This is a genomic window from Arthrobacter sp. SAFR-179, from assembly GCF_059414945.1.
The window spans coordinates 41,685-63,962 of the sequence record NZ_JBPFDM010000010.1; the positions used below are offsets into that span (position 1 = coordinate 41,685).

General features: G+C 64.7%; 22 protein-coding genes. 12 read left to right on the top strand and 10 right to left on the bottom strand.

Annotation, left to right across the window (positions count from 1 at the left end; translation table 11 throughout):
* Positions 1-57: 57 nt before the first annotated feature.
* Positions 58-780, bottom strand: coding sequence for a DUF2306 domain-containing protein (locus tag ACR65K_RS15275; protein ID WP_440153785.1), 723 nt, complete (start codon positions 778-780; stop codon positions 58-60).
* A gap of 126 nt (positions 781-906) precedes the next feature.
* The gene (locus tag ACR65K_RS15280) at positions 907-1,617 is read right to left on the bottom strand and encodes a DUF998 domain-containing protein (RefSeq protein ID WP_440153786.1); all 711 of its coding nucleotides are present in this window, start codon (positions 1,615-1,617) and stop codon (positions 907-909) included.
* A 450-nt stretch (positions 1,618-2,067) separates the two neighbouring features.
* Between ACR65K_RS15280 and ACR65K_RS15285 the strand changes: the two genes are divergently transcribed.
* Complete coding sequence (locus ACR65K_RS15285) at positions 2,068-2,388, top strand: GYD domain-containing protein (RefSeq protein ID WP_142030459.1); 321 nt, start codon at positions 2,068-2,070, stop codon at positions 2,386-2,388.
* Positions 2,389-2,539: 151 nt separating this feature from the next.
* Complete coding sequence (locus ACR65K_RS15290; protein ID WP_440153788.1) at positions 2,540-3,760, top strand: Vgb family protein; 1,221 nt, start codon at positions 2,540-2,542, stop codon at positions 3,758-3,760.
* 251 nt (positions 3,761-4,011) lie between these two features.
* Here ACR65K_RS15290 and ACR65K_RS15295 read toward each other — a convergent pair whose 3' ends face one another.
* The 4 genes from ACR65K_RS15295 to ACR65K_RS15310 all read right to left on the bottom strand — a co-directional run bounded on the left by ACR65K_RS15295 (position 4,012) and on the right by ACR65K_RS15310 (position 7,618).
* Positions 4,012-4,236 carry a hypothetical protein gene (locus ACR65K_RS15295; RefSeq protein ID WP_440153790.1) on the bottom strand — a complete coding sequence of 75 codons (225 nt, stop codon included), beginning with the start codon at positions 4,234-4,236 and terminating at the stop codon, positions 4,012-4,014.
* Positions 4,237-4,411: 175 nt separating this feature from the next.
* A complete protein-coding gene (locus tag ACR65K_RS15300; protein WP_440153791.1) occupies positions 4,412-5,956 on the bottom strand; it encodes an HD domain-containing phosphohydrolase in 1,545 nt (514 codons plus the stop codon).
* Between the two features lie 72 nt (positions 5,957-6,028).
* On the bottom strand, positions 6,029-6,784 hold the full coding sequence (locus tag ACR65K_RS15305) for a hypothetical protein (RefSeq protein WP_440153793.1): 756 nt from the start codon (positions 6,782-6,784) through the stop codon (positions 6,029-6,031).
* An 84-nt stretch (positions 6,785-6,868) separates the two neighbouring features.
* On the bottom strand, positions 6,869-7,618 hold the full coding sequence (locus ACR65K_RS15310) for an SDR family oxidoreductase (protein ID WP_440153794.1): 750 nt from the start codon (positions 7,616-7,618) through the stop codon (positions 6,869-6,871).
* Between ACR65K_RS15310 and ACR65K_RS15315 the strand changes: the two genes are divergently transcribed.
* Positions 7,574-7,930, top strand: a complete 357-nt coding sequence (locus tag ACR65K_RS15315) for a DUF6308 family protein (protein WP_440153795.1) — start codon at positions 7,574-7,576, stop codon at positions 7,928-7,930. The genes ACR65K_RS15310 and ACR65K_RS15315 overlap by 45 nt on opposite strands.
* Before the next feature lie 208 nt (positions 7,931-8,138).
* On the opposite strand, the gene ACR65K_RS15320 is transcribed toward ACR65K_RS15315, so the two are convergent.
* Positions 8,139-8,504: a hypothetical protein gene (locus ACR65K_RS15320; protein ID WP_440153796.1), complete on the bottom strand. Its 366-nt coding sequence runs from the start codon at positions 8,502-8,504 to the stop codon at positions 8,139-8,141.
* Between the two features lie 938 nt (positions 8,505-9,442).
* Here ACR65K_RS15320 and ACR65K_RS15325 point away from each other — a divergent pair.
* On the top strand, positions 9,443-10,048 hold the full coding sequence (locus ACR65K_RS15325) for an OB-fold protein (protein WP_440153798.1): 606 nt from the start codon (positions 9,443-9,445) through the stop codon (positions 10,046-10,048).
* 223 nt (positions 10,049-10,271) lie between these two features.
* On the opposite strand, the gene ACR65K_RS15330 is transcribed toward ACR65K_RS15325, so the two are convergent.
* A complete protein-coding gene (locus ACR65K_RS15330) occupies positions 10,272-11,930 on the bottom strand; it encodes a thiamine pyrophosphate-binding protein (protein ID WP_440153800.1) in 1,659 nt (552 codons plus the stop codon).
* A gap of 119 nt (positions 11,931-12,049) precedes the next feature.
* The gene (locus ACR65K_RS15335) at positions 12,050-12,553 is read right to left on the bottom strand and encodes an Lrp/AsnC family transcriptional regulator (protein WP_440153801.1); all 504 of its coding nucleotides are present in this window, start codon (positions 12,551-12,553) and stop codon (positions 12,050-12,052) included.
* Between the two features lie 93 nt (positions 12,554-12,646).
* Here ACR65K_RS15335 and hisC point away from each other — a divergent pair, with 93 nt between their 5' ends.
* The 5 genes from hisC (at position 12,647) to ACR65K_RS15360 (ending at position 18,175) form a co-directional block, all read left to right on the top strand.
* The gene (gene hisC, locus ACR65K_RS15340; RefSeq protein WP_440153802.1) at positions 12,647-13,738 is read left to right on the top strand and encodes a histidinol-phosphate transaminase; all 1,092 of its coding nucleotides are present in this window, start codon (positions 12,647-12,649) and stop codon (positions 13,736-13,738) included.
* 44 nt (positions 13,739-13,782) lie between these two features.
* A complete protein-coding gene (locus ACR65K_RS15345) occupies positions 13,783-15,198 on the top strand; it encodes an amino acid permease (protein ID WP_440153803.1) in 1,416 nt (471 codons plus the stop codon).
* 322 nt (positions 15,199-15,520) lie between these two features.
* Positions 15,521-16,261: a DUF4145 domain-containing protein gene (locus tag ACR65K_RS15350; protein ID WP_440153805.1), complete on the top strand. Its 741-nt coding sequence runs from the start codon at positions 15,521-15,523 to the stop codon at positions 16,259-16,261.
* Positions 16,262-16,500: 239 nt separating this feature from the next.
* Positions 16,501-17,310, top strand: a complete 810-nt coding sequence (locus ACR65K_RS15355; RefSeq protein ID WP_440153806.1) for a hypothetical protein — start codon at positions 16,501-16,503, stop codon at positions 17,308-17,310.
* Positions 17,311-17,782: 472 nt separating this feature from the next.
* Entirely contained in the window at positions 17,783-18,175 is a 393-nt protein-coding gene (locus ACR65K_RS15360; protein ID WP_440153957.1) for a GIY-YIG nuclease family protein, read from the top strand.
* 196 nt (positions 18,176-18,371) lie between these two features.
* On the opposite strand, the gene ACR65K_RS15365 is transcribed toward ACR65K_RS15360, so the two are convergent.
* Positions 18,372-19,121 carry a FadR/GntR family transcriptional regulator gene (locus ACR65K_RS15365; protein ID WP_440153808.1) on the bottom strand — a complete coding sequence of 250 codons (750 nt, stop codon included), beginning with the start codon at positions 19,119-19,121 and terminating at the stop codon, positions 18,372-18,374.
* 95 nt (positions 19,122-19,216) lie between these two features.
* Here ACR65K_RS15365 and ACR65K_RS15370 point away from each other — a divergent pair, with 95 nt between their 5' ends.
* The 3 genes from ACR65K_RS15370 to ACR65K_RS15380 are packed head-to-tail and all read left to right on the top strand — an operon-like array spanning position 19,217 to position 22,278.
* A complete protein-coding gene (locus ACR65K_RS15370) occupies positions 19,217-20,095 on the top strand; it encodes a carbon-nitrogen hydrolase family protein (RefSeq protein WP_440153810.1) in 879 nt (292 codons plus the stop codon).
* A gap of 9 nt (positions 20,096-20,104) precedes the next feature.
* Complete coding sequence (locus tag ACR65K_RS15375) at positions 20,105-21,454, top strand: APC family permease (RefSeq protein WP_440153812.1); 1,350 nt, start codon at positions 20,105-20,107, stop codon at positions 21,452-21,454.
* A 44-nt stretch (positions 21,455-21,498) separates the two neighbouring features.
* On the top strand, positions 21,499-22,278 hold the full coding sequence (locus ACR65K_RS15380) for a carbon-nitrogen hydrolase family protein (RefSeq protein WP_440153814.1): 780 nt from the start codon (positions 21,499-21,501) through the stop codon (positions 22,276-22,278).

Genomic DNA, 22,278 nt, shown 5'->3' on the forward strand with positions numbered 1-22,278 from the left:
TGAAGGAAGTTGGTGCGCAACATTCTGGCACCGTCCACGGTGCGGGGCTATAGGGGTTTAGGTGATGGCGGGCAGCTCAGGGCCCGCGGCGCCGTCGCGGAGCGTCTGTCCTTCGGGAGCGGGTCCGCGGGCGCGGCGGTGGATGAAGTACTCGGTCACGGCCAGGCTGAGCACCCAGGACGCCCCGATCAGCAGGGCCCGGCTGAGCTCGGTGACCGGCCCCACCAGTGCGATCCAGGGGAGGGTGACCACCACGATGGTTCCCTGGGCAATGCCGATGGCGTACGCCCGGAACATCCACTCGCTGTGCCGAACGTAGTTCCGGCGCCGCACCGCGATGAACCCCAGGATGATGAACGCCACCATCGCGGACCCGAACACCAGCCGAAGGACCAGCAGCAGCGGCCCGTCCAGGGGTGGCAGGTCATAGAAGACGGCCATCCACAAGCCGGACAGCGCGGCGAGCAGGCCTGTTGGGGCGAGGATGCGGCCAGCAACCTTGTGCCAGCTGGCCCTGCCGCGCTTGCCCCGGCGGAGCGGGGGAACGAACTGGAAGGCGCCCAGCACCAGATACAGAGTGACTGTGGGGATATGGATCAGCACGGGGAGGGGTGAATCGAAGAACCTGGCGTTGTCCGGTGTTACCTGGCCGCCCGCCAGTTGGGTCAGGCGAAATGTGCCGGCCAGGATCGGTACGAGGCTGAGGAGGATCAGGCCGGTTGGAACGAACCAGCGGGCCTTGGGGGCGGGACGGGAACGGGGAATAGCTGCGATGTTCATGGGTTGGCTTTCTGGTCCAGCCGGTGGCGCATGGCCGGGCTCTGACCTAGGGCTCGATTGGTCATGCAGTGGGCTGAGGGCTGGAATTCCAGCGGAGATGGCCGGAACAACAGCGCCCAGCAGCGCCTATTCATACGGCCTGTGCTCAACGTACTGCACATGGTTGCGGTAAGCGATAGGCGGCGGGCGATTCCACAGCGCGGCGCCGAGGACAGCAACCCAGAGCAGGAAGGCCCCGATGCTGATGCGCTCGCCGATGCCCAGTACAAGGTTTGGGCCCGGCGCCGCCATGAACGCGATCATGCCCATCAACGCCGATACGGCCAGCGAGACGATTGAGTAAGCGCGCATCAGGCCGCGGAATCCGGCAGCTACGAAGCACATGGCGGCCACCATGAGGGCCAGCTGGATGTTGGTGGCGACGATATGCATGGGTATGGACGTGTCATCGCCCAGCCTCAGCGGGTAGATGCTTCCCATGATGTTCCACAGCCCATAGGCGGTGAGCAGCCCGCCGCCCACCCGGAACGCCCGGTTCCCGCGCACGGAGGTCCAGACTCCTGCCCCGAAGGCAACAAACAACACCGTGTACACCCAGGTGAACGGGGCCAGGACGTCGCGGCCGGGGGAGCCGACGGCAAACAGTTCGCTCACCATCTGTTCGGTGCGGCGGTACCCGTCCCACAGGGAGGCCGCTATGGCGTCGGTGAACACCACGTACAGGAGTGAAGACAAGGGGCCGGCAGTCAGGAGGCTCTTTCGCACGGCATCGCGGCGCGGGCCTTCGGACGCGGCCGCTCTCCGGCGTCGCTGGAGGTGTCCCTTCCCGATCGACATGTCCGCAGAGTCCTCAGAGCCCGCAGTTCTGCCATGTCTGACGCGGGGCCCGCGGGCATCCTGCCCGGCGCCTGACTGTTCCAGCCTTCGCCGCGCCGCTGCATCCTGATAGGGCCGAACGGCCTTGGGCTGCTGATTCCCGGGAGGTTGGGGGACCGGCAGTGCACCCACTTCCAGGTTGCTTCTTAGGTGGCCGCCATTAGGTATCCCGGCGTATTGACTGCCTGCAGCAGGAGGAATAGCTTCAGCCTTAGCGGGGCCATTCACCCCGTTTCCACGGATAAGGGGCCGGATCTGGGCCGCTCCTGCTCGGCCATCGAGCCAGGTGAGGAGGCTTCTGTGCGCACGTCATCCCGCATCAACCGCATCCAGGCTCCGCAGATACCTTCCGCATGGCCGCAGCACACCGTAGTCAGCACACCGTTGTGAGGATCCAGGGAAGGACGAACCATGCCGAAGTATCTGTTTGAGGCCACCTACATGGGCCAGGGCATCAAGGGGCTCATGCAGGAGGGCGGCACCAGGCGCCGCGATGCGCTGACCGAGGCTTTGAAGTCCGTGGGCGGAACACTGGACAGCTTCTACTATGCCTTCGGCTACTACGACGTCCTCGGCGTCTTTGACGTGCCGGATGATGCAAGTGCTGCAGCACTGTCGCTGCTGATCAACTCCAGCGGGAGCGTCAATGTCCGCCTGAAGCCGCTGCTGAGCGTGGAGGACCTGGACGAGGCCGCCAAGAAGACGCCGTCCTACCGCGCCCCGGGACAGTAGACCAGGACGGTAGGGGAGTCAGGCACCTTTGCCGCGGGCCGCCGTCGTGAATTACGACGGCGGCCCGTCGGCTTATGCGCGCGTGCGGAGTCAACGGCGGCTAGGATCGGAGGGTTGCCGAGGGGGTCGGCAACCTTTTTGGGGGAATTTCATGACATCCAAGCCTGCACGTCCGTTTGCCAAGCCATTCACGGCTGCCCGGAAAGCGCTGGGTGTGGCAGCCGGGCTCTTCCTGGCCTCCGTCGTCGTCGCCGCCCCTGCGTCCGCGGCCGACCCGAAGGTGATCGACGTCGTCGGCCAGCCCTTGGCCGTCGCGTCCGGGCCGGACGGCACGCTGTATGTCAGCGACTACAGGTGGGACGGTAGCGTCAGCGCCTACCGGCCGGGGGAGACCGTGCCGTCCCGCACCATCCGGACCGGGCAGTTTCCCACGTCGCTGGCCGTCACGCCGGACGGGACGCTGTACGTGTCGCAGGCCGATGGCGGGCAGTCCGAAATCGGCATCGTGGCGCCGGGCGCGGACGAAGTCTCACAGGTGATGAAGGTGTCCGGCGGCAAGCACTGGCTGGCCGTGGGGCCGGAGGGATCGCTGTACGTGGCCAACCCGGACGAGAATTCGGTGTCCGTGGTGAAGCAGGGCGAGGCGTGGGTGCAACGGACCATCCAGGCCGGGCCGTATCCGGTAAAGGTGGCCGTGGCCAAAGACGGGACGGCCTATGCGGCCAACCAGCTTGCCGACACCGTCACGGTGATTCCGCCGGGTGCGGCGTGGCCGTCACACACCATTGACATGGGTGCCAAGGCCAATCCGCACGGGATTGCGGCGGCGCCGGATGGGACCATCTATGTGGCCAACATCCTCACCGACGATGTTGCGGTGATCGAGCCCGGCGGCACTGCGGTGGCCCGGCGGATCCCGGTGGGCACCGGGCCGCAGGAGGTGCTGGCCGCTGCCGACGGAACCGTGTACGTGAGCAACAGCCTGGACGATACCGTCTCGGTCATTCCCGCCGGCGCTGCGGCTGCCACGCGCACCATCGCTGTGGGCGATGATCCTGCCCGGATGGTTCAGCGGGGCGACGGGTCCGTGGTGGTGGTGAACAGGCGCTCCAAGTCCCTCACAGTGCTCGACGGCGGGCCGGCCGCCACTGCCGCGCCGGTCGCCACGGGCGGGGGAGAGGCAGCGGTGGACGACGGCGGCGGGTCAGGCGGTGACGTGATTGCCAAGGGTTCCTTTGACGTGGCTCTTCCGGCCGTCGCCGTCGGCTCTGGTGTTGTGTTCCTGGCCGGCGCTGCCATGCTGGTTGTGGTGCTGCGGCGGCGCAGGAAGGCCAGCGGGGCGGGCGGTTCTGAGGCCTGGGTGCTGGACTGAGCTGGCTTTCCAGCCCCTCGGACTCAGATGACAGTCTCTGAGTCCCGGTGCGGCTCTGCATAGTAGGACCGCAGGCCGTGTTTTACGCCGAGCCGAATGATCCAGTACAACAAAGTGGCCCCGAGTGCCACCGGCACAATAAAAACGGCCGCATGCAAAAGCATCCACGCAATATCCACAATCTCCCCCAAAAATCAGTTTTCACCAAGCCTCTCACGAAGCCTCTCCGGCTCGTTACGGCCCCCACGCATTCAGCGGGCATCCGGCCGGTCATGGTCAGGTAGCACGGTGCCGCCACCAGCCCACTTCATGCCGCAGGACGGGCACTCGATGTACCACTCGTCGCTCCCGGGAAACTCGATCATCCGCCCCACATTCTCGCCGCTCGAAGGGCACCACGGCTTCATGTCCTCTTCCTTTTGGAGGATCGCTTCCTGGATTTTTACGAAGTCTGGATCCTCGTGACCGTTACTCATGGTGGCGACGCTACCCGGAGTGACCGACAATAAGCATCCGAGAACACTGCTGTTCCTCTGGAGCCCAGAGAAATCGCCAGCAAGCTCGCCAGCACCGTCTCTTCCTTCACAGCAGGCGTCGGGTCATCCACACGGTCAGCTAGGGTGCCCGAGCCGGCGCCGCTGTCGCCTGCGTCTAATCGGTCAGCCCGTTCCGTACCGCGAACAACGTGGCACCCACCCGGTTGGTTGCACCGATCTTGGAGTAGATGTGCTCCACGTGGTTGCGGACGGTCTTGCGGGCGAGGAACAGGCTGGAGGCGATCTCGGCCGGAGTCATTCCGCGGCACAGCATGCCGAGGATTTCCACTTCCCTGGGGGTGAGTCCGGCCGGGGCGGCAGGCCGGCGGTGGGGCTGCTGGCCGGCCGCTGTAAGCACTGCGTCGGCAGCCTCGCGGCTGATCCGGACAGCTGAAACCTCCCGCCGCAGCCTGGCAGCTGCCTCGGCCGGCGGGAGCGCGGCCCGGTGCGGACGCGGTTCCAGGGAGGCATGGTAGGAATCCGCGGCCGACAGGATCCGCTGCTTGATCCCCAGCTCCGTTCCGCCAATTCCGCGTGGGTAGCCGGACCCGTCCAGCCGCTCATGGTGCAGGCCGGTCAGGGCCGCCTCGCCCTTCAGCCCGGGTACGCGGCTGAGGATCCGCTCGCCCAGGTACGGATGCATATGGATACGTTCCACGTCGGCCCGGGACAGGGGCTCCTTCTTGTCCCACACCTGGTTGGATACTCCCAGCCGGCCCAGGTCGTGGACCCACCCTGCCCGGCGGAGCTGCGTGACGTCCTCGGCCGGCAGCCCGTGTATCTCGCCGGCGGCGGCTGCGAGGGCAGCCACAGCGCGAGAGTGCCCGGCGGTATAGGGAGATTTGAGGTCGGCGAAGTCACCGACCGCCCTGAGGACCGCGTCCAGTTGGGGGCCGGACAGGGGAGCGTCGCTGGGAGCCAGGTCAAGGGCCGCCTGCCAGCAGTCGACCTCGAGCAGTCCTTGGGTGAGCGCCCCGGCCTGGTCGATGAACAGCCCGGCCAGGGCCGGATCGAACTGGCGGCCGCGCCGCGCCCGCACCATGGCCACCGCACCAGCCACGCCCTCCTGGCGCAGGAACACCTCTGCCGTGTCCGCGAGGTGCATGATCCGCATTTCCAGCGGGATGTCCGGCCCCGCTACTCCCTCCGGCAGGCCCTTGCCGTCCCACCGCTCAAAGGTGTGGGCAAGCAGTCCTGCCACGCCGCCGTCGAGCCCTACATTGGTGGCCAACACTCCGGCGGAGATGCAGTGCGAGGCAATCATGTTGCGCACCGCGGCACTGCCCGTCGCGGCGAAACGCGTCCAGTATGCAAAGCGGGCCAGTGGCGGGAGGCCTGCGCCGGCATGGCTGAACATGCCGGCGTACATGGGCAGTCCGTGCTGGTCGCGGTTGTAGTAATCGGCGCGGAACGCGATGTCGTCCGTGAACAGCGCTGCCAGTTCGAAGGAATCCGCGTGGCAGCCGATCCATGCCACCTGGTTGGCGTAGTAGAGCCTGCCCTGGCCGGCGGTGTCAACGCCCGCTGCCTTGGCGATCCGCAACGCCAGCAGGCAGGAGCGCAGCATGTGCTCCATCGGTTGCCCCAGGCCCAGGTCGATGGCGAGGGACAGCGCGGCCAGGACTTCACTGCGTCGGGGTCCAGCCGGTGGCTGCTTCACACGTGCCATTCTAGGGAAGCCATCACCTCGGGCAGTAGGGGTCGGCGGGCAGTAGGGACCGGCCCGCCGCCGTTATGCCGTCTTGTCCTTTCCGGCGATCACGCCGGCGGATTCTGCTCCGCCGGCACGGGCGGTGGACGGGAACCGCACGCCCACCTGCGCTCCGAACAGTCCACGTTGCGGAAGCCAGAAGTCCGCCAGGTGGTCCTGAACCTCCAACGCTCCGGGCCGTCCCGCGTCCTCACCCAGGATGGTCGCCTGGGAATCGGTCACCATCCACAGCTGCCGGGGCTGGGCCTGGAACGTCTGGCCGTTGGGCACCATCCCGGAGACCTTCATCTTGCCGGCGTTCAACAGCGGCCCCGCGAACGCTCCCATGGCGTGGAGCACGGGCTCACTGCGCCACAGGCTTTCGGGCATCCGCACGGCCATGGCGGTCAGCATCGAGGTGGCCGCGGAGGTGCCCAGCTGCAGGCGCCAGTCAATGACGCCCGGAACCGTGATCAGGGCGGTGGACGGCCCGCTCCACTGGATGTCGACGTCGGTCTCCACCGTATGGTGCACGGCCGCCCCAAAGTAGCGTGCGCAGCTGAACTCCGGCGCGGTGTTGGCGTAGATGGTCCACTCGCCGCCGGGCGTGCGGTGCCAGACGGAACGGTAGCCGGGGCCAACGGAGCTCACGGGAAAATCCCGGAACGCCAGGTAATGGCCGCTGGTGAAAGGTAATCCCAGGACGGCGTAGCCGGCGAAATGCTCCGCCGGGTCTTGCGGAAGGTCGGCAAGTGTCGGTGTTGCCGCTGCTGATGATTGCGGCTGGTAGGTGGTCATGGCCGCCTCCTTTTCTCTATGTCCCGAGATTAGGACCGGCCCACAGCAAGGGCATGGGGCAACTGCCCCATATAGCGTCGGCTTTTACGCGGCCTCGATGGCTTCGAGCCACTCCAGGAACGTCTGGCGTCCGACGGCGGAACCCGGCGCCGGGATCAGCCCGCCGTTGCGCATTGCCTTGCCCATGGGGCCGGGAAGGTGCAGCGGAACGATCCGTTTTTTCTGCTGCGTCTTGGCCAGGTAGGCCGCGACCAGGCCTTTCAGCTGCTCGGTCCGCGGGCCGCCGAGGTCCGGGAGGCGTCCCTTTGGACCGGCCTCGGCCGCGTCCACCAGGGCCGCGGCCACCTCCTTTGCCGCCACCGGCTGGGTGACCATGGTGGGCACGAAGACCAGCGGGCCCACTGAGGCGGCCTTGATGGACATCGGCACGAACTCGTGGAACTGGGTGGACCGGAGGAGGGTCCAGGGAATGCCGCCGTGCCTGACTTCGTCCTCCTGCACCAGCTTCCCGGCGTACAGTCCTGAATCGGCTTTATCGATGCCCACAATGGACAGCGCAACATGGTGCTTGACGCCGGCCTTTTTCTCCGCCGCCAGCAGGTTCTGGGTGGCATTGGTGAAGAAATCCACGGCCTTCTTGGTGGACACCGTCTGCATGCCGGAGACGTCGATGACGGTGTCGACATCCTGGAGTGCCTGGTCGAGCCCCCGCCCGTTGACCAGGTCCACTCCTTCGGTGCGGCTGAGGCTGACCACCTGGTGCCCGCGCTCCCTGGCGATGGCCACCACGTGGCGGCCCACTGTACCGGTTCCCCCTGCAACGGCAATCCTCATGGAAGAAATCCTAAGCCGGTCCTCCGACAAAAAACGGCTGCTGGCGTCATGGCTCGCAAACGGCCCGGACTTATCCCGATTTATGATTCCGTTGTTGCCTGCGTGACTGGATTCCGTACTTCCGCCGGAACTTGGCGGGCGTGGCATGACGCGTTATCTAATGATGGGGCAAAAAAGATCGCTTACAGCAACTTCGGGGGGTCAGCTCAGCTGGAGCGGATCTCATTGCCACGTATCCTGGATGTTGTTCTTTGGATGGAGGGCAAAGGATTCGAACAGCCCGAGCGCGTCGGTGACGCAGGAGGCGCGTAGGCAATGGCCGATGAATGGGGTTAAGCAGCTTTTGGTCGAGCCTGGGCTGAGCTGGACTGTAGCTGCCAAATGCCTTGCCGGCACCACCTTGGCGATCGCATGGAAAGAGCTTCTAGAGGAATGCCATTGGGCATGCTGTTCGCCGTATCCCGCGCAGCCCCGCCGGACCGATGGCAACCTTGAACAGCAATCACCATAGTCTCGCTTGCTACTGGGCTGGATAGGTCCATTCCCATCCACTGGTCACTCCGGGGGTCCAGATGAGGGTGCCGGCCCCGGGCGGCACGTCGAACGCCATCTGGCCAACGACCTTCTCGCTCGGACCGATCTGAGCCGGAACCCTACTGGCCGGAACTATGCAGTTGATGTTGTCGATGCGCCCGTTCACCGTCGTTCCATCACTTGCAACTGCCTTCCAGTCGCCAATAGTCGTGAATTGAGGGAATTGATCCTGAGCCAGCTCAGGGGCTGTCGTGATCTCCATATCAAGAACAACGGTTTGACCCCGAACCGGTGCGAAGATGTCCGATTGGCATGTGGCGTTAGGAGAGATCCCAGTGACTTTGATGGTCACAATCGTTACGCCCCTGTTGGTGAGTTGAAGCGTATCCCCGACTTGCGCAATCAAGTTTCCCCTGATGCTCTTTGGAGGTCCCACCGGTGTTGGTGTAGGCGTGGGCGTTTGAGTACGTGTGGGAGTTGTCACTTGGCTTGTCGTTGGTGTCGGTGGGCTGGAAGGAGAGGACGCCGCCTCGCTGGAGGAGCCTCCGCAACCAGACAGCCCCACAATCAAGATCCCGGCCACAGCGGCGCAAGCAAACCTTTTCAATATACTTCCCTCCGGCTCATCAATTCGTCCGAACCAGAGGTGCATGAGATGGCTCAAGTGTCGTTCCAAGTCATGTACTGACCCGCACCCCCAGCGGCTCAAGTGGTTGAACGCTACCACGGGAATCTCGAAGACCAGCGCCACGCCCACAGGTGACCTTCTTCCGGTGCCACCCGGCAAAGCGATTGGAGCAATATCCATCCCACTGGAAGATGCATATCAAGTCACTTCGACACATACCCGGATCAGGTCCGGGTCAAATAGTTGTGCGCTGGAGCTACGGCGCCCAAGCGTAAAGGGGCGATAGGGATTCCATGATCTCCGACCGCGGGCAGGGCGATCTCGCTCGTCTCGGCCCAATACGCAGCGTTGGTGATCTGTTGCTAACAAAGCGCGCGACCGAAGCAATGAAATCCAGAAGTATGCGGAGACAGTCAGGTGAAGTTCCTTGGCCAAAACTGCGGAGATCTTGAGCAATTACTGATGTATTACCGTGAAATGTAATTTTATGACCTCGTACGGTCATGATTCTGGTGAAATTCCCCAATTTCGTCTTCATGTGCGTTTATAGTTTTAGCGGGGGGATCCTGTCATCTGCTTGACGCAGGGCTATATCTGAGTGATACCGCGAGAAGACAAGCCACCCAGAGTAATTAGCCAACGAAGTTATACGGGGAACTGCAATGACAGATAAAGCAACATTGACCGAGGCAAAGCGTGATGGCAAAGCCCAAGCAGCAGCCGATAAGGCCTATCGCAAAGCGACTCGCCCCTGGTTCAAGAAGAAGCGCTTCATAATCCCACTGATCATTGTGGTGATTGCAATCGTTTCTTCGATGGCGAATGGCGGCAAGAGCAATTCTTCAGCCACTGCCACGCCTGCCACGGACGCATCAGCAGTCGCGTCTGCTGCGGCGCCCGCAGCAGCGGCAGCACCTGCGGCGGCGCCCGCTCCTGCAAAAGCGGCTCCGGAGGTGGTGCAAGTCGAAGCTGGTACTCTTCTGGCGGACTTCAAGGGCAATGAGGCCGCTGCCGACGCGAAGTACAAGGGCAAGGTTCTGCAGGTCACCGGCTTCGTCGATAAGGTCGACACTGAATTCCTCGATAAGGATCAGTACATCGTGCGGCTCGATAACGGCGACAAGTACAACTTCTTGCACGTCAACTGCAACGACGTGCCAGCAGCACGAGCAGCCACCATCGTGCCCGAGAGCGCGATCACTGTGCGGGGCACTTTTCAGGATGGCGGCGACCTCGGCGTCGAGCTGAAAGCTTGCGAAGTTCTCTAACGGGCTCATCCAGTCTCATCGGTCCGAGTCTGCGCCACTACCTGGGCGCAGACTCGGACCGTTCTGTTTAACCAGAGAGTCATCGGCTCTGCTCTCAGATCACCTACGCGACCGCCGAGCAAGCTCTGACAATCACCCTCTTCAATCGCGAGCGTCCCATGCCCATGTAGCAGCCCTTGGTTAACCATTCGGCAGATTGAGGGAGCGGACGCAGGGAGGGAAGCTACCCCGCCACAGCCGCCTTCGCAGCCCGCGTGGCGTTCATCCACTCGGTCAGCCACGGCGCCCGGACGCTGGAGGTGATCCGACAGTCGGCCACGAAGGTTCCGTTCGCGCCGGCGTCGATCCAGTCTTGAAGTGCCGAAAGGTCGTCCAGTGAGCGGATCACGGCGGACTCGGCCCCCAGTGCCCGCGCCACACCGCTGAAGTCCACCTCGGGAATCAGCATCGGCTTCTCGGTCAGGCCCTGCGAACCGTACTGGTGTATCTCGGCGCCATACGCGGCGTCGTTGTAGATCACCACAATCGCGCTGCGGGCCGCGCCGATCAGCGATTCAAGGTCGGCCAGGCCCATCAGGAAGCCGCCATCGCCCGAGGCCAGCACCAGGGTGCGGCCGTCCTCCAGCGCACGGGCTGCCCCGACGGCGCTTGCAAGTCCCAGCCCGATGGACTGGAACGCGGTGCCCACCATCACCAGGTCCTGTGGCCGCGGGATGTTCCAGTACATGGGCGCCCAGCCGATAAAGTGCCCGCCGTCCTGCACCACCGTGCGGCGATCCGGCAGCACGGCGTCCAGGGCGGTGGCGAGGGCCCGCGGGTCCAGCCGGCCGTCCGAAGTTTCCAAAGAGCATGCCTCATGCCCCGGTCCCGCAGTCAGACGCTTGGCAGCTTCGGCCCGCCAACCAGCCACAGCGGCCTCACCGTCGAGCAACGCCAGAAGACGCGAAGCAGCAGCCTTCGCATCTGACTGAACGAACAGGTCCACCCGCGGGTTGGTCGGCTGCAGGGCGGTGTCGATCTGGATGACGGTGCTGTCCGGGCCCAGCAGGTGCCCGAACCGCAGGGTGAACGGGCTCAGGCTGGCCCCGGCCACCAGGACCACGTCGGCCTCACCCATGAGCCCGGCCGCGGTGTCGGTGCCGAAACCGCCGGCCACGCCCAGGTACCCCTCGCCATTGAGGAGGTTGAGCGCCAGGGCGGTTCCGGCGGTCAGTGCACCGAGCCGGTCGGCGAGTTCGCGGAGTTCCGGGCCGGCACCGGCGAGGTGCGCGCCGCGGCCGGCCAGGATCAGCGGCCGCCTGGCACCGGCGAGCAGGCGGGCAACCTGCCCAAGGTCCGTGCCGCCGTCGTGCATCACCTGGGGTGCCGACGGCGCCGGAAGTTCCTGGTCCTCGGCCTCGAGTGCGGCGAGGTCGTAGGGGATGGCAAGCACGACGGCGGTGCGCCGGGTGAGTGCGTACTCCACCGCCTGCCGGGTGACGGCGCCCGCGGCGTCGCGGGTTGCGGTGAAGGTGGCCGCGCCAAGGCCCGCGGCGATGGCGGCCTGGTCCACGTCCCAGGGACGGGCGCCGCTGGTGGGGGCGTCCCCGGTGACCAACACGACGGGGATCTGCGCCTGGACGGCCTCGGCTAGGGCGGTGAGCGCGTTGGTGTAGCCGGGGCCGTAGGTCGTGGTGCCTACGGCCAGCCGTCCGGAGGCCCGGTAGTAGGCGTCGGCCGCGGCGATGGCGGCGCCCTCGTGCCGGACGGGGGTGAAGCGGAGGCCCTGCTTCTCGGCGGCGTCCAGGAAGTAGACGTTGCCGTTGCCCATGACGCCGAAGACGTCGCTGACATAGCTGCTGAGAACCTGTGCCACGCGGCCGGAGACGGTGAGAGTAGTCATTCAGGCATCGTGTGTCCTGCATCTCACATTTGCAATACCGCTGGATGCTATTGGGATTTTTGGCAGCAGGAGGAGCCGACGCTGACAATGTGCCCAACTGTGGCGCCTATCACCTGCGATTACTCCGTAGGGCGCGCCTCCTGTTCCGACAGCCGGCTGATGAGGCCGTCGTAGCGGGGCGGCATGAGTTCCAGGATGGAGATGGCCGTGCTGGTCCGCTCGATCCCGTCGATTTCCAGGATCTCGTTGGTGATGCGGTAGAGGTCGGCGGTGCCGCGGGCCACCACCTTGGCCATGAGGTCCGCGTCCCCGGTGGTGGCATGCACCTCGATGACCTCCGGGATCGCGGCGAGCCCGTTCTCCACCGAGCCGGTCCGGGTCTGGCTGATCGAGAGGGACAGGAAGGCCATCAGCTCGTAGCCCAGCGCGGCGGGGTCCAGCCTGCGGCTGAAGGAGCGGAGCGCGCCGCTGCGCTCCAGCCGTGCCAGCCGGGCGTGGACGGTGTTGCGGGCGACGCCGAGTGTCCGGGAGAGTGCCAGGGCGCTGGCTTCGGGGTCCTTGTCCAGGGCGAGGATGATCCGGCCGTCGAGGGAATCGAGGGTGCGAGAGTTTGCGATGGTCATATTTTCACCAGAGGTACTAGAAGTTGAGCAGAAGTCCCAAGCACCGGAGCCTACCTTGCATTGTGGTCCGGGTCACTTCCATGATCGGACCTCATGACCAGTGATCAGCTTTTGGCCGTTCCCGAAACTGCGGTGCCCATCCTTCGCGGCGCGGTGACCGGCCTTCCGTCCTACGTCCCGGGCCGGCGCAGCGCCGGCGCGGACATCGCCGCCCTCGCCAGCAACGAAAGCCACTACGATCCCCTGCCCTCAGCCATGGCTGCGGTGGCCGAAGCGGCCGGCCGGATGAACCGCTACCCGGACATGGCCGCCGTCGAACTCCGCGAACGGCTTGCCCTGCACCTGGGCGTGACCTGGGAGGAAGTGGCGGTGGGACCCGGCAGCGTGGGAGTCCTGCAGCAGATCATCACCGGACTGTGCGACGCCGGAGATGAAGTGGTCTTCGCTTGGCGCTCCTTCGAGGCATATCCCATCCTGGTGGAGCTGGCGGGAGCCCGGCCGGCCCGCGTTCCGCTGGACGAGGCCGAGGGCCACGACCTCGAGGCCATGGCCGCCGCCGTCACCGACCGCACCAAGGTCATCCTGCTCTGCACCCCCAACAACCCCACCGGAGTGCCGATCAGCCACGACCGTCTTGAAGCCTTCCTCCAGACTGTGCCCTCCAGTGTCCTGGTGGTGATCGACGAGGCCTACGTGGAGTACGCCGATGCGGGCCCCGACTCCCTGGCGCTCTACCGCCGGTTCCCGAACGTCTGCATCCTTCGCACCTTCTCCAAGGCGTACGGGCTCGCCGGCCTCCGCGTGGGCTACGCCGTGGCGTCGCCGGCCATCGCCGAGGGCCTGCGCCGGACCGCCCTTCCCTTCGGCGTGAGCGCGCTGGCGCAGAAGGCAGCCGTCGCGTCGCTGGACGCGGGGGAGGAGATGGCAGCGCGGGTTTCCTTAGTGAGGCAGGAGCGCGCCCGGATGGCCGCTGAGCTGGCCGCCCAGGGCTGGAAACTGCAGCCGAGCCAGGGCAACTTCCTGTGGATCCGCGCCGATGCTGCGCTCCTGGCGACGCTGGTGGACGCGTTCGATGCCGCCGGCATCATGGTCCGGGCGTACCAAGGTGACGGGGTGCGGATCACCGTTGCCGATCCCGCCTCCAACAACCGCGTGCTCCGGCTCCTCGCAGCCCACGCGGCCTGAACTTTTATCCCCAACAGTTCCACCTACAACCAAGAGGAATCCCCATGGAACAACAGACAAAGACGTCTGCCCGCCCACTCGGCGCGGCCCTCAAACCCCGCCAGCTCACCATGATGGGCCTGGGCAGTGCCATCGGCGCGGGCCTGTTCATCGGATCGGGCGCGGGTATTCAGGCCGCCGGCCCGGCGGTGCTGATCTCCTACCTCGTGGCCGGAACCCTCATCATCCTGGTGATGTGGGCGCTCGGCGAGATGGCTGCCGCCAACCCGGACAGCGGAGCCTTCTCCGTGTACACCGCCAAGGCCTACGGGCCGGTGGCCGGTGCGACGGTGGGCTGGCTGTGGTGGCTGCAGCTGGTGGTGGTCATTGCGGCCGAGGCGCTGGGTGCGGCAGGGCTGCTGGCCACTATCTTCCCGGCGCTGCCGGTGTGGCTGATGGCCTTCGTGTTCATTGTGGTGCTCACCGCCGTGAACCTGACGAGCGTGAAGAACTTCGGTGAGTTTGAGTTCTGGTTTGCCCTGCTCAAGGTGGCGGCGATCGTCGGGTTCCTGCTGGTGGGCTTCGCGCTGCTCTTCGGCTTGGTGCCGGGCGTGCAGTCGCCGGGACTGTCCAACTTCATGGGCGAGGGCTTCGCGCCGAGCGGCTTCGGTGGGATTGCGACGGCCCTGTTCGTGGTGGCGTTCGCGTTCGGCGGCACCGAGATCGTCTCCGTGGCCGCAGCTGAAACGGCGGAGCCCGCCCGCAGCGTGAAGAAGGCTGTCCGCACGGTGCTGTGGCGGATCCTGGTGTTCTACATCGGGGCGATCTTTGTGATTGCTGCCGTGGTTCCCGTGGGTTCGGCGGGGCTGAAGAGCCCGTTCGCCGCCGTGCTGGACGCCGCGGGCATGCCGGGCGCTGCTACTGCCATTACCTTGGTGGCCGTGGCGGCTCTGCTGTCCGCTCTCAACGCCAACCTTTACGGTGCGTCCCGGATGGCGTTCTCCCTGGCCGAGCGTGGCGAAGCCCCGCGCTGGCTTGCTTCCGTGTCGAAGGCCCGCGTTCCGGTGGTCGCCGTGCTGGCCAGCGTCGCCTTCGGCGTTGTCACGGTGGTGCTCGAGCTGGCTTTCCCCGAGAAGGTCCTTCCGGTCCTGCTGAACATTGTGGGTTCGACCTGTCTGCTCGTGTGGACCTCTGCGCTCCTGGCCCAGCTCGCGCTGCGCCTGCGTGCCGACCGGGAGGGAACGGCACTTCCCCTTCGGATGCCCGGATTCCCGTGGCTCACTTCCCTTGGCCTGCTCATCCTCGCGGCGATCTTCACGGTGGGTCTCATCGGCGAGGAGTCACGCCCCCAGCTCCTGAGCACCTTCGGACTCGTGGCGCTGTTGGCGGTGGGGTGCCGGATGAACCAACGTTCCGGCCGTGAGGTTGCGCCCGTTGTGGATCCTTCCGATGGCGCCAGGCCTCCTGCGCTCATCGACTGAATTAGGGGCTGCCAACCACTTATAGGTTCCGAGCACACGAAGGGCGCGTCCGGCCTTGGCCGGGCGCGCCGATGCCGTGCATGTTTGGTCTGGGTGTCGTTCTTCGCAAAGCGTGACCTTGTGTCTGCTCTCTGAGCGAGACTAATGAGCTGGTCCGGGCATCGACTACCCGGCGATGCGTGATGATCGTCCGGTGACCGCAGGCCCTTCCACAAGCCGAGGGTAGCTAAAAAACTGTGAGACGTATCCGAGCCTACTTGAGTTCGCAATTCATCTCACAGCAGGGAGTGTCCTGGCCCCGATCGGTTGTAGGACGGAAGGCATGGGAGAATCTCTCATGCCTTCGAAAAAGGAACAGCCAAGACACGGAGCGAGCAGCTTCAATTGTCCGAATTGTAGAGCCCTCGCCGCACAGACTTTCGACACCCTGCACTTACGGAACAGCACCGGCGTTGCTGACCCAAGTTTCAGGCAATGGAATGGGAACACCTGGCAGGAGATTGACCAGGTTTGGTCGCGGAGCCTGTGCTTCGCATGCAGGAAATCCGCTCTTTGGATCGGTAAAATGCTGGTCTTTCCAGATCCGGCCTTGGAAGGAAACAGCAGCGTCCCTGAACGCAGCGCGGACCTGCCTCCAAACGTCGCTTCCCTATACGATGAGGCAGCAGCGGTTCTGCCTCACTCGCGTCGGGCTGCTGCTGCTCTGTGTCGGGCCGCTCTCGAACAACTTGCACGGCAACTTACTGCGGACTTGCCTCATACGGTCAAGCTGGATGGCCGACTAGTTGCCTTGAGCCGCACTGTCTCAGAAGCCACGCTGCAAGCCTTGAACATAGTCCGCCACGTAGGCAACACGGCATTGCATGGCGAAAAGGACGGCGACGAGTCGGCTGTCATGTACTTGGACGAGGACGACAGTTCCATCGCCGAAGTTTTCTTTTTGGCGATCAATGCCTTGGCTGAGGAGAAGATCGCGCAGCCGCGTCGCATTCAGGAGATGTACGAGACACTACCTGAAAATGTTCGGCAGTCCTTTGAGGCCAAGACCGGTGGGGCCGGATAGAAAGAACTCTAGGAACCCATGTGAGCCGGTCAGAAGGCACGACAGGGGCACATGAACCCTCCGGCAGCACGTAATAGCGGAGCAGCGCAAATAGGGCTACAGCCTTGCTTCCTGCCACATTTATCTGGAATACGTTTGCGTTGCTGTGCCCAACCGCAGGCAGGCACGGCTCTTCAGGAAGGAAGCAGGACACTGTAAGAGGCCCGAGCACGCCCTAACCGCAAGGCAGAATCAGTAGCATGAATCATTCTGTTGTTGATCCGGTTGCTGAAGCATGGCAAACGGCTGGCGATATTGGAAATGTTGTCGTGGCCACCACCGCCGTTTACCTTCTTGGGCAAGGGCTTGCTGACAGACGACGCAGCCGGGCGGACGCACAACGTGTTCAGGCAAGTCGCATACACCTGAGCGTTCAGGAGCACTGGGTGGAAGCTGGAGGCGGCGTCTATGGCAGAATTTCCCGCTCTATTCGCCTGCGGAATGATTCGGAACTCCCCGTGACTTTGTCAGGATGGATAACGCTGCACAAGTCTCAACATTGGGATGCATATGTGGCCGGGACAGAACGAGCCTCCGCAACCGTCGAGACTCTGAACCCAATTCACCTTTCCGACTCGATGCTTAGGCCTGGCGAGGAGGTCGAGGTCCACGACGAGCAAGTTGGCTGGGACTACGCCGTACTCAGGTTCTCGGACGCCACAGGTGTCCGGTGGGTTCGCATTTCCCAGACGGGGGCTCTCTTTAGGGAGGCAAGCCGACCCTCGGCCACATCCGTCGTCTTTCAGTTCTTGGCACAGTTGCCGGTGCTGAAGTGGCTACTAAGCGACCTTCCCAACAAGTATTTGGTGTGGCGGTTCAAAAGGAAGGAGGGCGTTCCGCTGTTCGCCCGCATCTATCGGCGGCTTTGGGGCGGCATGCCCATTGGTGAACCCGATTCCTGGGAGATGCCGCAGGGTGGAAAGCCTCAGGACTGGCCTTACGAGTACATGCTGGCACTCGGGCGATTTGAACGAGCACGCAAGAGTAAGGGCTCCGCCGACGAGAGCTAGCAGCCGGAGCGCCTGATTCTGCCGACGACGGACTGTAACAGGGGGTAGTCCTGAAATGCCCCGAGCAATGCCAGGCTGCGTTGCAGGCATCCACGCCCGGGCCTCCCTCGTCGGATCTTTTGTTGGTCCTGTTCGCCGGGGGAGAAAACCGGCTCAGTCAGAGGAAAACGAAAACGGAAGTCGGAAATTGGCCACATCTCGACTGAATAGCGTTCCTGCTCCCTGTGTCTATTTTTCGGCAGTGGCCTAAGCTTTCGGTTTAGTTGCGGAAAACGGAGGAGGGGATGGGCAGACCGTGAGAATCACATGGATCGAGGCGCAGAGGAGCCTCCTAACAGGCCCGCCCGAGCCACTAGGTACGCTGCTGAAGGTTCGGGAGCCAGCCGTGTACGCGTGGTGGGACCTGGGCGGAGAACTGGAACCTTTCTATCCGTCAGGTTTCCCGACTGTGGATTATCGACAGCCCTTGTATGTGGGAATGGCCGAGACGAACCTTGCCCAGCGGTTCCAAAGACGGCACTCTCGACGGATAGGTCAATCATCGCCAAGGCTGTCGCTGGCTGCCCTCTTGCACAGCGACCTTGACCTACTTACGGGTGCCAGGATCCAAGGTGCAAAGCCAAAACTGAACGGCGACGCGGAAAAAGAACTAACTCGATGGATGAAGAAAAATCTCTTGTTTACTCACGCTGTGGTGGACCCATACGACGTTGACCCCATCGAGACGATGATCATTGGGCATCTTCTGCCGCCGCTAAATATTCAGAAGGCTCCGGGCAGTCCGTACAAGGCGGCCCTTCAGATCCAGCGAGAAAACCTTCGACAAGCGATTCAAAGAAATGAGCAGGGTCCGAACTGCGTCTGAATTAGGCTTGTCCTGCCGGGTAGTGCACCCTGATTGAGAGGTCTCTAGCGTGGTCATCGGCCGGATGATCGCTTCCGGTAGAACGGTGGCAGCCTGGAATGTCTTCGATAAGCGGGTTAGTCCGGGCTCCAGCGATTCGGTTGGCTCCGGAGGGGGACAGCAGCCGGGGTGGTGCGTCGCTCCGTCGTCATTGCGCTCAAGCCCCACCCTCGGTCAGCCCCATGAACATGGTCCGGTGCAAAATGTCCACGTGCTTCCGGGAGACCTCCACGGCTTCCTCAACGTTGCGGGTGCGGAGGGCTGCCACGAGCGCGATGTGGTCGTGGTTGGACTTGTGCAGCTTCTCAATGGGGTAGGGGATGAAGTAGTCGTACAGCTCGGCGAGGGTCTCGTGGTAGACCTCGACGGCGGTGTCCAGGCACGACGCCGTGCCCACCAGCTGATGGAACTGTTCGTCCATCCGGTGGTAGTAAGACCAGTCGCTCGATTCGGCCATCTTACGGGTCAGCCGCTCCAGCTCGTCCAGTTGCTCAGCAGTGGCGTTGACCGCCGCATAGTGCGTCACCGCGCATTCGAACAGCAGCCTTCGGTCTACCAGCCGGTTCACCGCCTGGGACTCCGCGGGGGAGGCGGAAAGTGACGCCAACACCTCGGTCGGCGGCGAATCCGCCACAAAGGTCCCCCCGGCCCGGCCGCGCCGGCGCACCACCACGCCCTGCTCCGCCAGGCTCGCCAGCGCACGACGGGCCGTAATCGGGCTGACCGAAAGACCCAGCGCCACGTCCTCCTGGTCTGGCAGTCGCTCGCCCGGCTGCAGCAGCCCCAAGGAAATCGCCATACCGATCCGCATGCGCACCGCGTCCATCGCACTGCGGCGCTCCATCCCGGGCATGCCGCCGGCGCCAAGGCGCGAGGGCTCGGCGGTGTCGTCCAGCTGACGGGTCATAACCGCTACTTTACGGCCCACGCCGGCCCCCTTCCCTTTATTGGATCATTCTGATCTAATATAACCCGGATCACACCCCACAGCGGAGAAAAACCATGCAACGCATCCTTCCCCTCGTCGCGGCTCAGACAAGGCCCCGGCTCATCGGCGAACCCGTCTCGGCCTTCGCCGACGAGGTCAAAGAAGCCCTCGACGCCCAGTCGCACAGCAAGCTGGTCGTCTTCCCCGAGCTCCACCTGTTCGGGGATGAGAACCCGGACCTACAAAGAACCGAAATGCTGCAAGCAAGCGCCGAGCCCCTGGATGGGCCACGGGTCAAAGAGCTCAAACAGCTCGCCAAGGACCTCAACATCTGGCTGGTCCCCGGCAGTGTCTGCGAACGAGGCCCGGAAGGCCAGCTGTTCAACACCCAGCTGGTCCTGTCACCGGACGGGGAGCTCGCCGGCTACTACCGGAAGATCTTCCCCTGGCGCCCGTTCGAGCCCTACGACCCCGGCGACCGGTTCACCACCGTGGACCTGCCCGGCATCGGCAGGGTGGGCCTGAACATCTGCTACGACGCCTGGTACCCCGAGGTGTCCCGCCAGCTCGCCTGGATGGGCGCCGACGTCATCCTCAATGTCGTCAAAACCACCACCCCCGACCGCAAACAGGAACTGATCCTCGCCAAGGCCAATGCCATCGTGAACCAGGTCTTCATGGTCAGCGTCAACTGCGCCGGCCCCACCGGCAAGGGCAAGAGCATCATCGTGGACCCGGAGGGCAACACCCTCGCCGAAGCACCCGACGATCAACCAATGTTGCTCACCGCGGAACTGGACCTGGCCGCCGTCGACCGCGTCCGCACGCACGGCACGGAGAACCTCAACCGCCCCTGGTCGCAGTTCCGCGAGGGGGAGCCCGCCGTCGAACTTCCCGTCTACCAAGGCCGGATCAACCCGGCCACCTGGACACCGCCGTCCTACAAGCCCTAAGGAAACACCGTGACAACCACCCTCACCCGCACGCTGAAGCTGCCCTCGCTGGTCCTGTTCGGGTTGGCGTACCTGACCCCGATCATCGTCCTGGGGATCTTCGGCATCATCGCCGAAACCACCGGCGGCGCCGCCCCCGCCGCGTACCTCGTGGCGCTCGTGGCCATGCTGTTCACCGCGCACAGCTACGGCCGGATGGCCGTCGCCCACCCGGTGGCCGGCTCCGCCTACACCTACGTCCGCCGCTCCATCGACCCCCGCGTCGGGTTCCTGGTGGGCTGGGCCGTCCTGCTGGACTACCTCTTCCTGCCCATGGTCATCTGGCTCATCGGCGGCTCCTACCTGACCGCGCAGTTCCCCGGCGTCCCCATCGGCGTCTGGGTCGTGGGCTTCATCGTGGTCACCACGCTGCTGAACATCCTGGGCATCAAGGTGGCGGACAAGGCCAACTACGTGCTGATGGCGTTCCAGCTGCTGGTCCTCGTGTTCTTTGTGGCGCTGGCCATCGGCAACGTGGTGTCCGCCAACGGGGCCGGGGGACTGGCCAGCGGGCAGCCGTTCTTCAACGACACCGCCAGCTTCACCACCATCTCCGCCGGCGCCGCCATCGCCGCGTACTCGTTCCTGGGGTTCGACGCCGTCACCACCCTCACCGAGGAAACCATCAACCCGCGCCGGACCGTGCCGCGCGCCATCATGCTGGTGGCCCTGATCGGCGGCGGCATCTTCGTGGCGGTGTCCTACGTGACCCAGCTGGTCCACCCGGGCGGGGTGTTCGAGGACTCGGCCTCCGCGGCCAGCTCCATCGCCCTGCAGATCGGCGGGCAGCTCTTCGGTGCCGTGTTCCTGGCCGGCCTGGTGGTGGCGCAGTTCGCCTCCGGCCTCGCCGCGCAGGCCAGCGCCTCCCGGCTGCTGTACGCGATGGGCCGCGACTCCGTCCTGCCCAAAGCGGTCTTCGGCAAGCTCAGCGAGAAGTTCCACACCCCGGTGGTGAACCTGGTCATCACCGGCATCGTGGGCCTGATCGCGATCTTCCTGGATGTGGCCACGTCGACGTCGTTCATCAACTTCGGTGCCTTCACCGCCTTCACGCTGGTGAACGCCTCGGTGGTGTTCCACTATGTGCGCCAGCGCCGGGCCGGGCACCAGCTGCACCCGGTGTCCTACGTGGTGGTCCCGGTGATCGGCGCCCTCATCTGCGCCTACCTGCTCTCCCAGCTGGACAGCAACGCCATTACGCTGGGATTGTCCTGGCTGGTGCTGGGCGTGCTGGTCCTGGCCCTGATCACCCGCGGGTTCAAGGCCTCGCCGCCGGAGATGACGGCCACGGAGAAGGCGACGGTCGAGGCAGCGGCCTGACACTTGTCAGTCTGCTGGTTTGGCCGTTGAGGGAAGGAACTCTTGTGAGGATTGCGCTGGGGCAGCTGGAGTCGGGCGCCGACATCCGGGCCAACCTGGCTGCGATCGACCGTTTCACCGCCGAGGCAGCGCGCGACGGCGCCGCGCTGGTCGCCTTCCCGGAGTACGCCACCTACGAGAAGAAGAAGGTGGACGCGACCTTCCCAGCGGTGGCCGAGCCGCTGGACGGCCCGGTCTGCCGGGAGCTTGCCGACATTGCCCGCCGCCACCGCATCGCGCTCGTGGCCGGCGTGGTGGAAACCTCGGACGAGCCCGGCCGGGCCTACAACACGCTGGTGGCTTACGGGCCCGACGGCGGCCGGCTGGCTTTCTACCGGAAGATCCACCTTTTCGACGCGCAGGGCTTCGGGGAGTCGACGTTCATCAAGCCGGGCCCGTCCACCGCTCCGGTGGTGTTCGAGCACGCGGGAGTGCGGTTCGGGCTGATGACCTGCTACGACCTGCGCTTCCCCGAGCTGGCCAGGTCCCTGGCCGACGCCGGCGCACAGGTCCTGCTGGTCTGCTCGTCCTGGGTGCCGGGGGAGCACAAGACGGAGCAGTGGCTGGCATTGAACGCGGCCAGGGCGATCGAGAACAGCGTGTACGTGGCGGGGGTGTGCCAGGCACCGCCGGTTTCGGTGGGCAGGAGCGTGCTGGTGGACCCGATGGGGATGGTTGAGGCTGATCTTGGAGTGGTGCCGGGTGTGCGGACGGTGGAGGTGTCGCTGGAGACGGTGGAGCGGGTGCGGGAGTCGTTCCCGATGTTCCGGCAGCGGCGGTTGTAG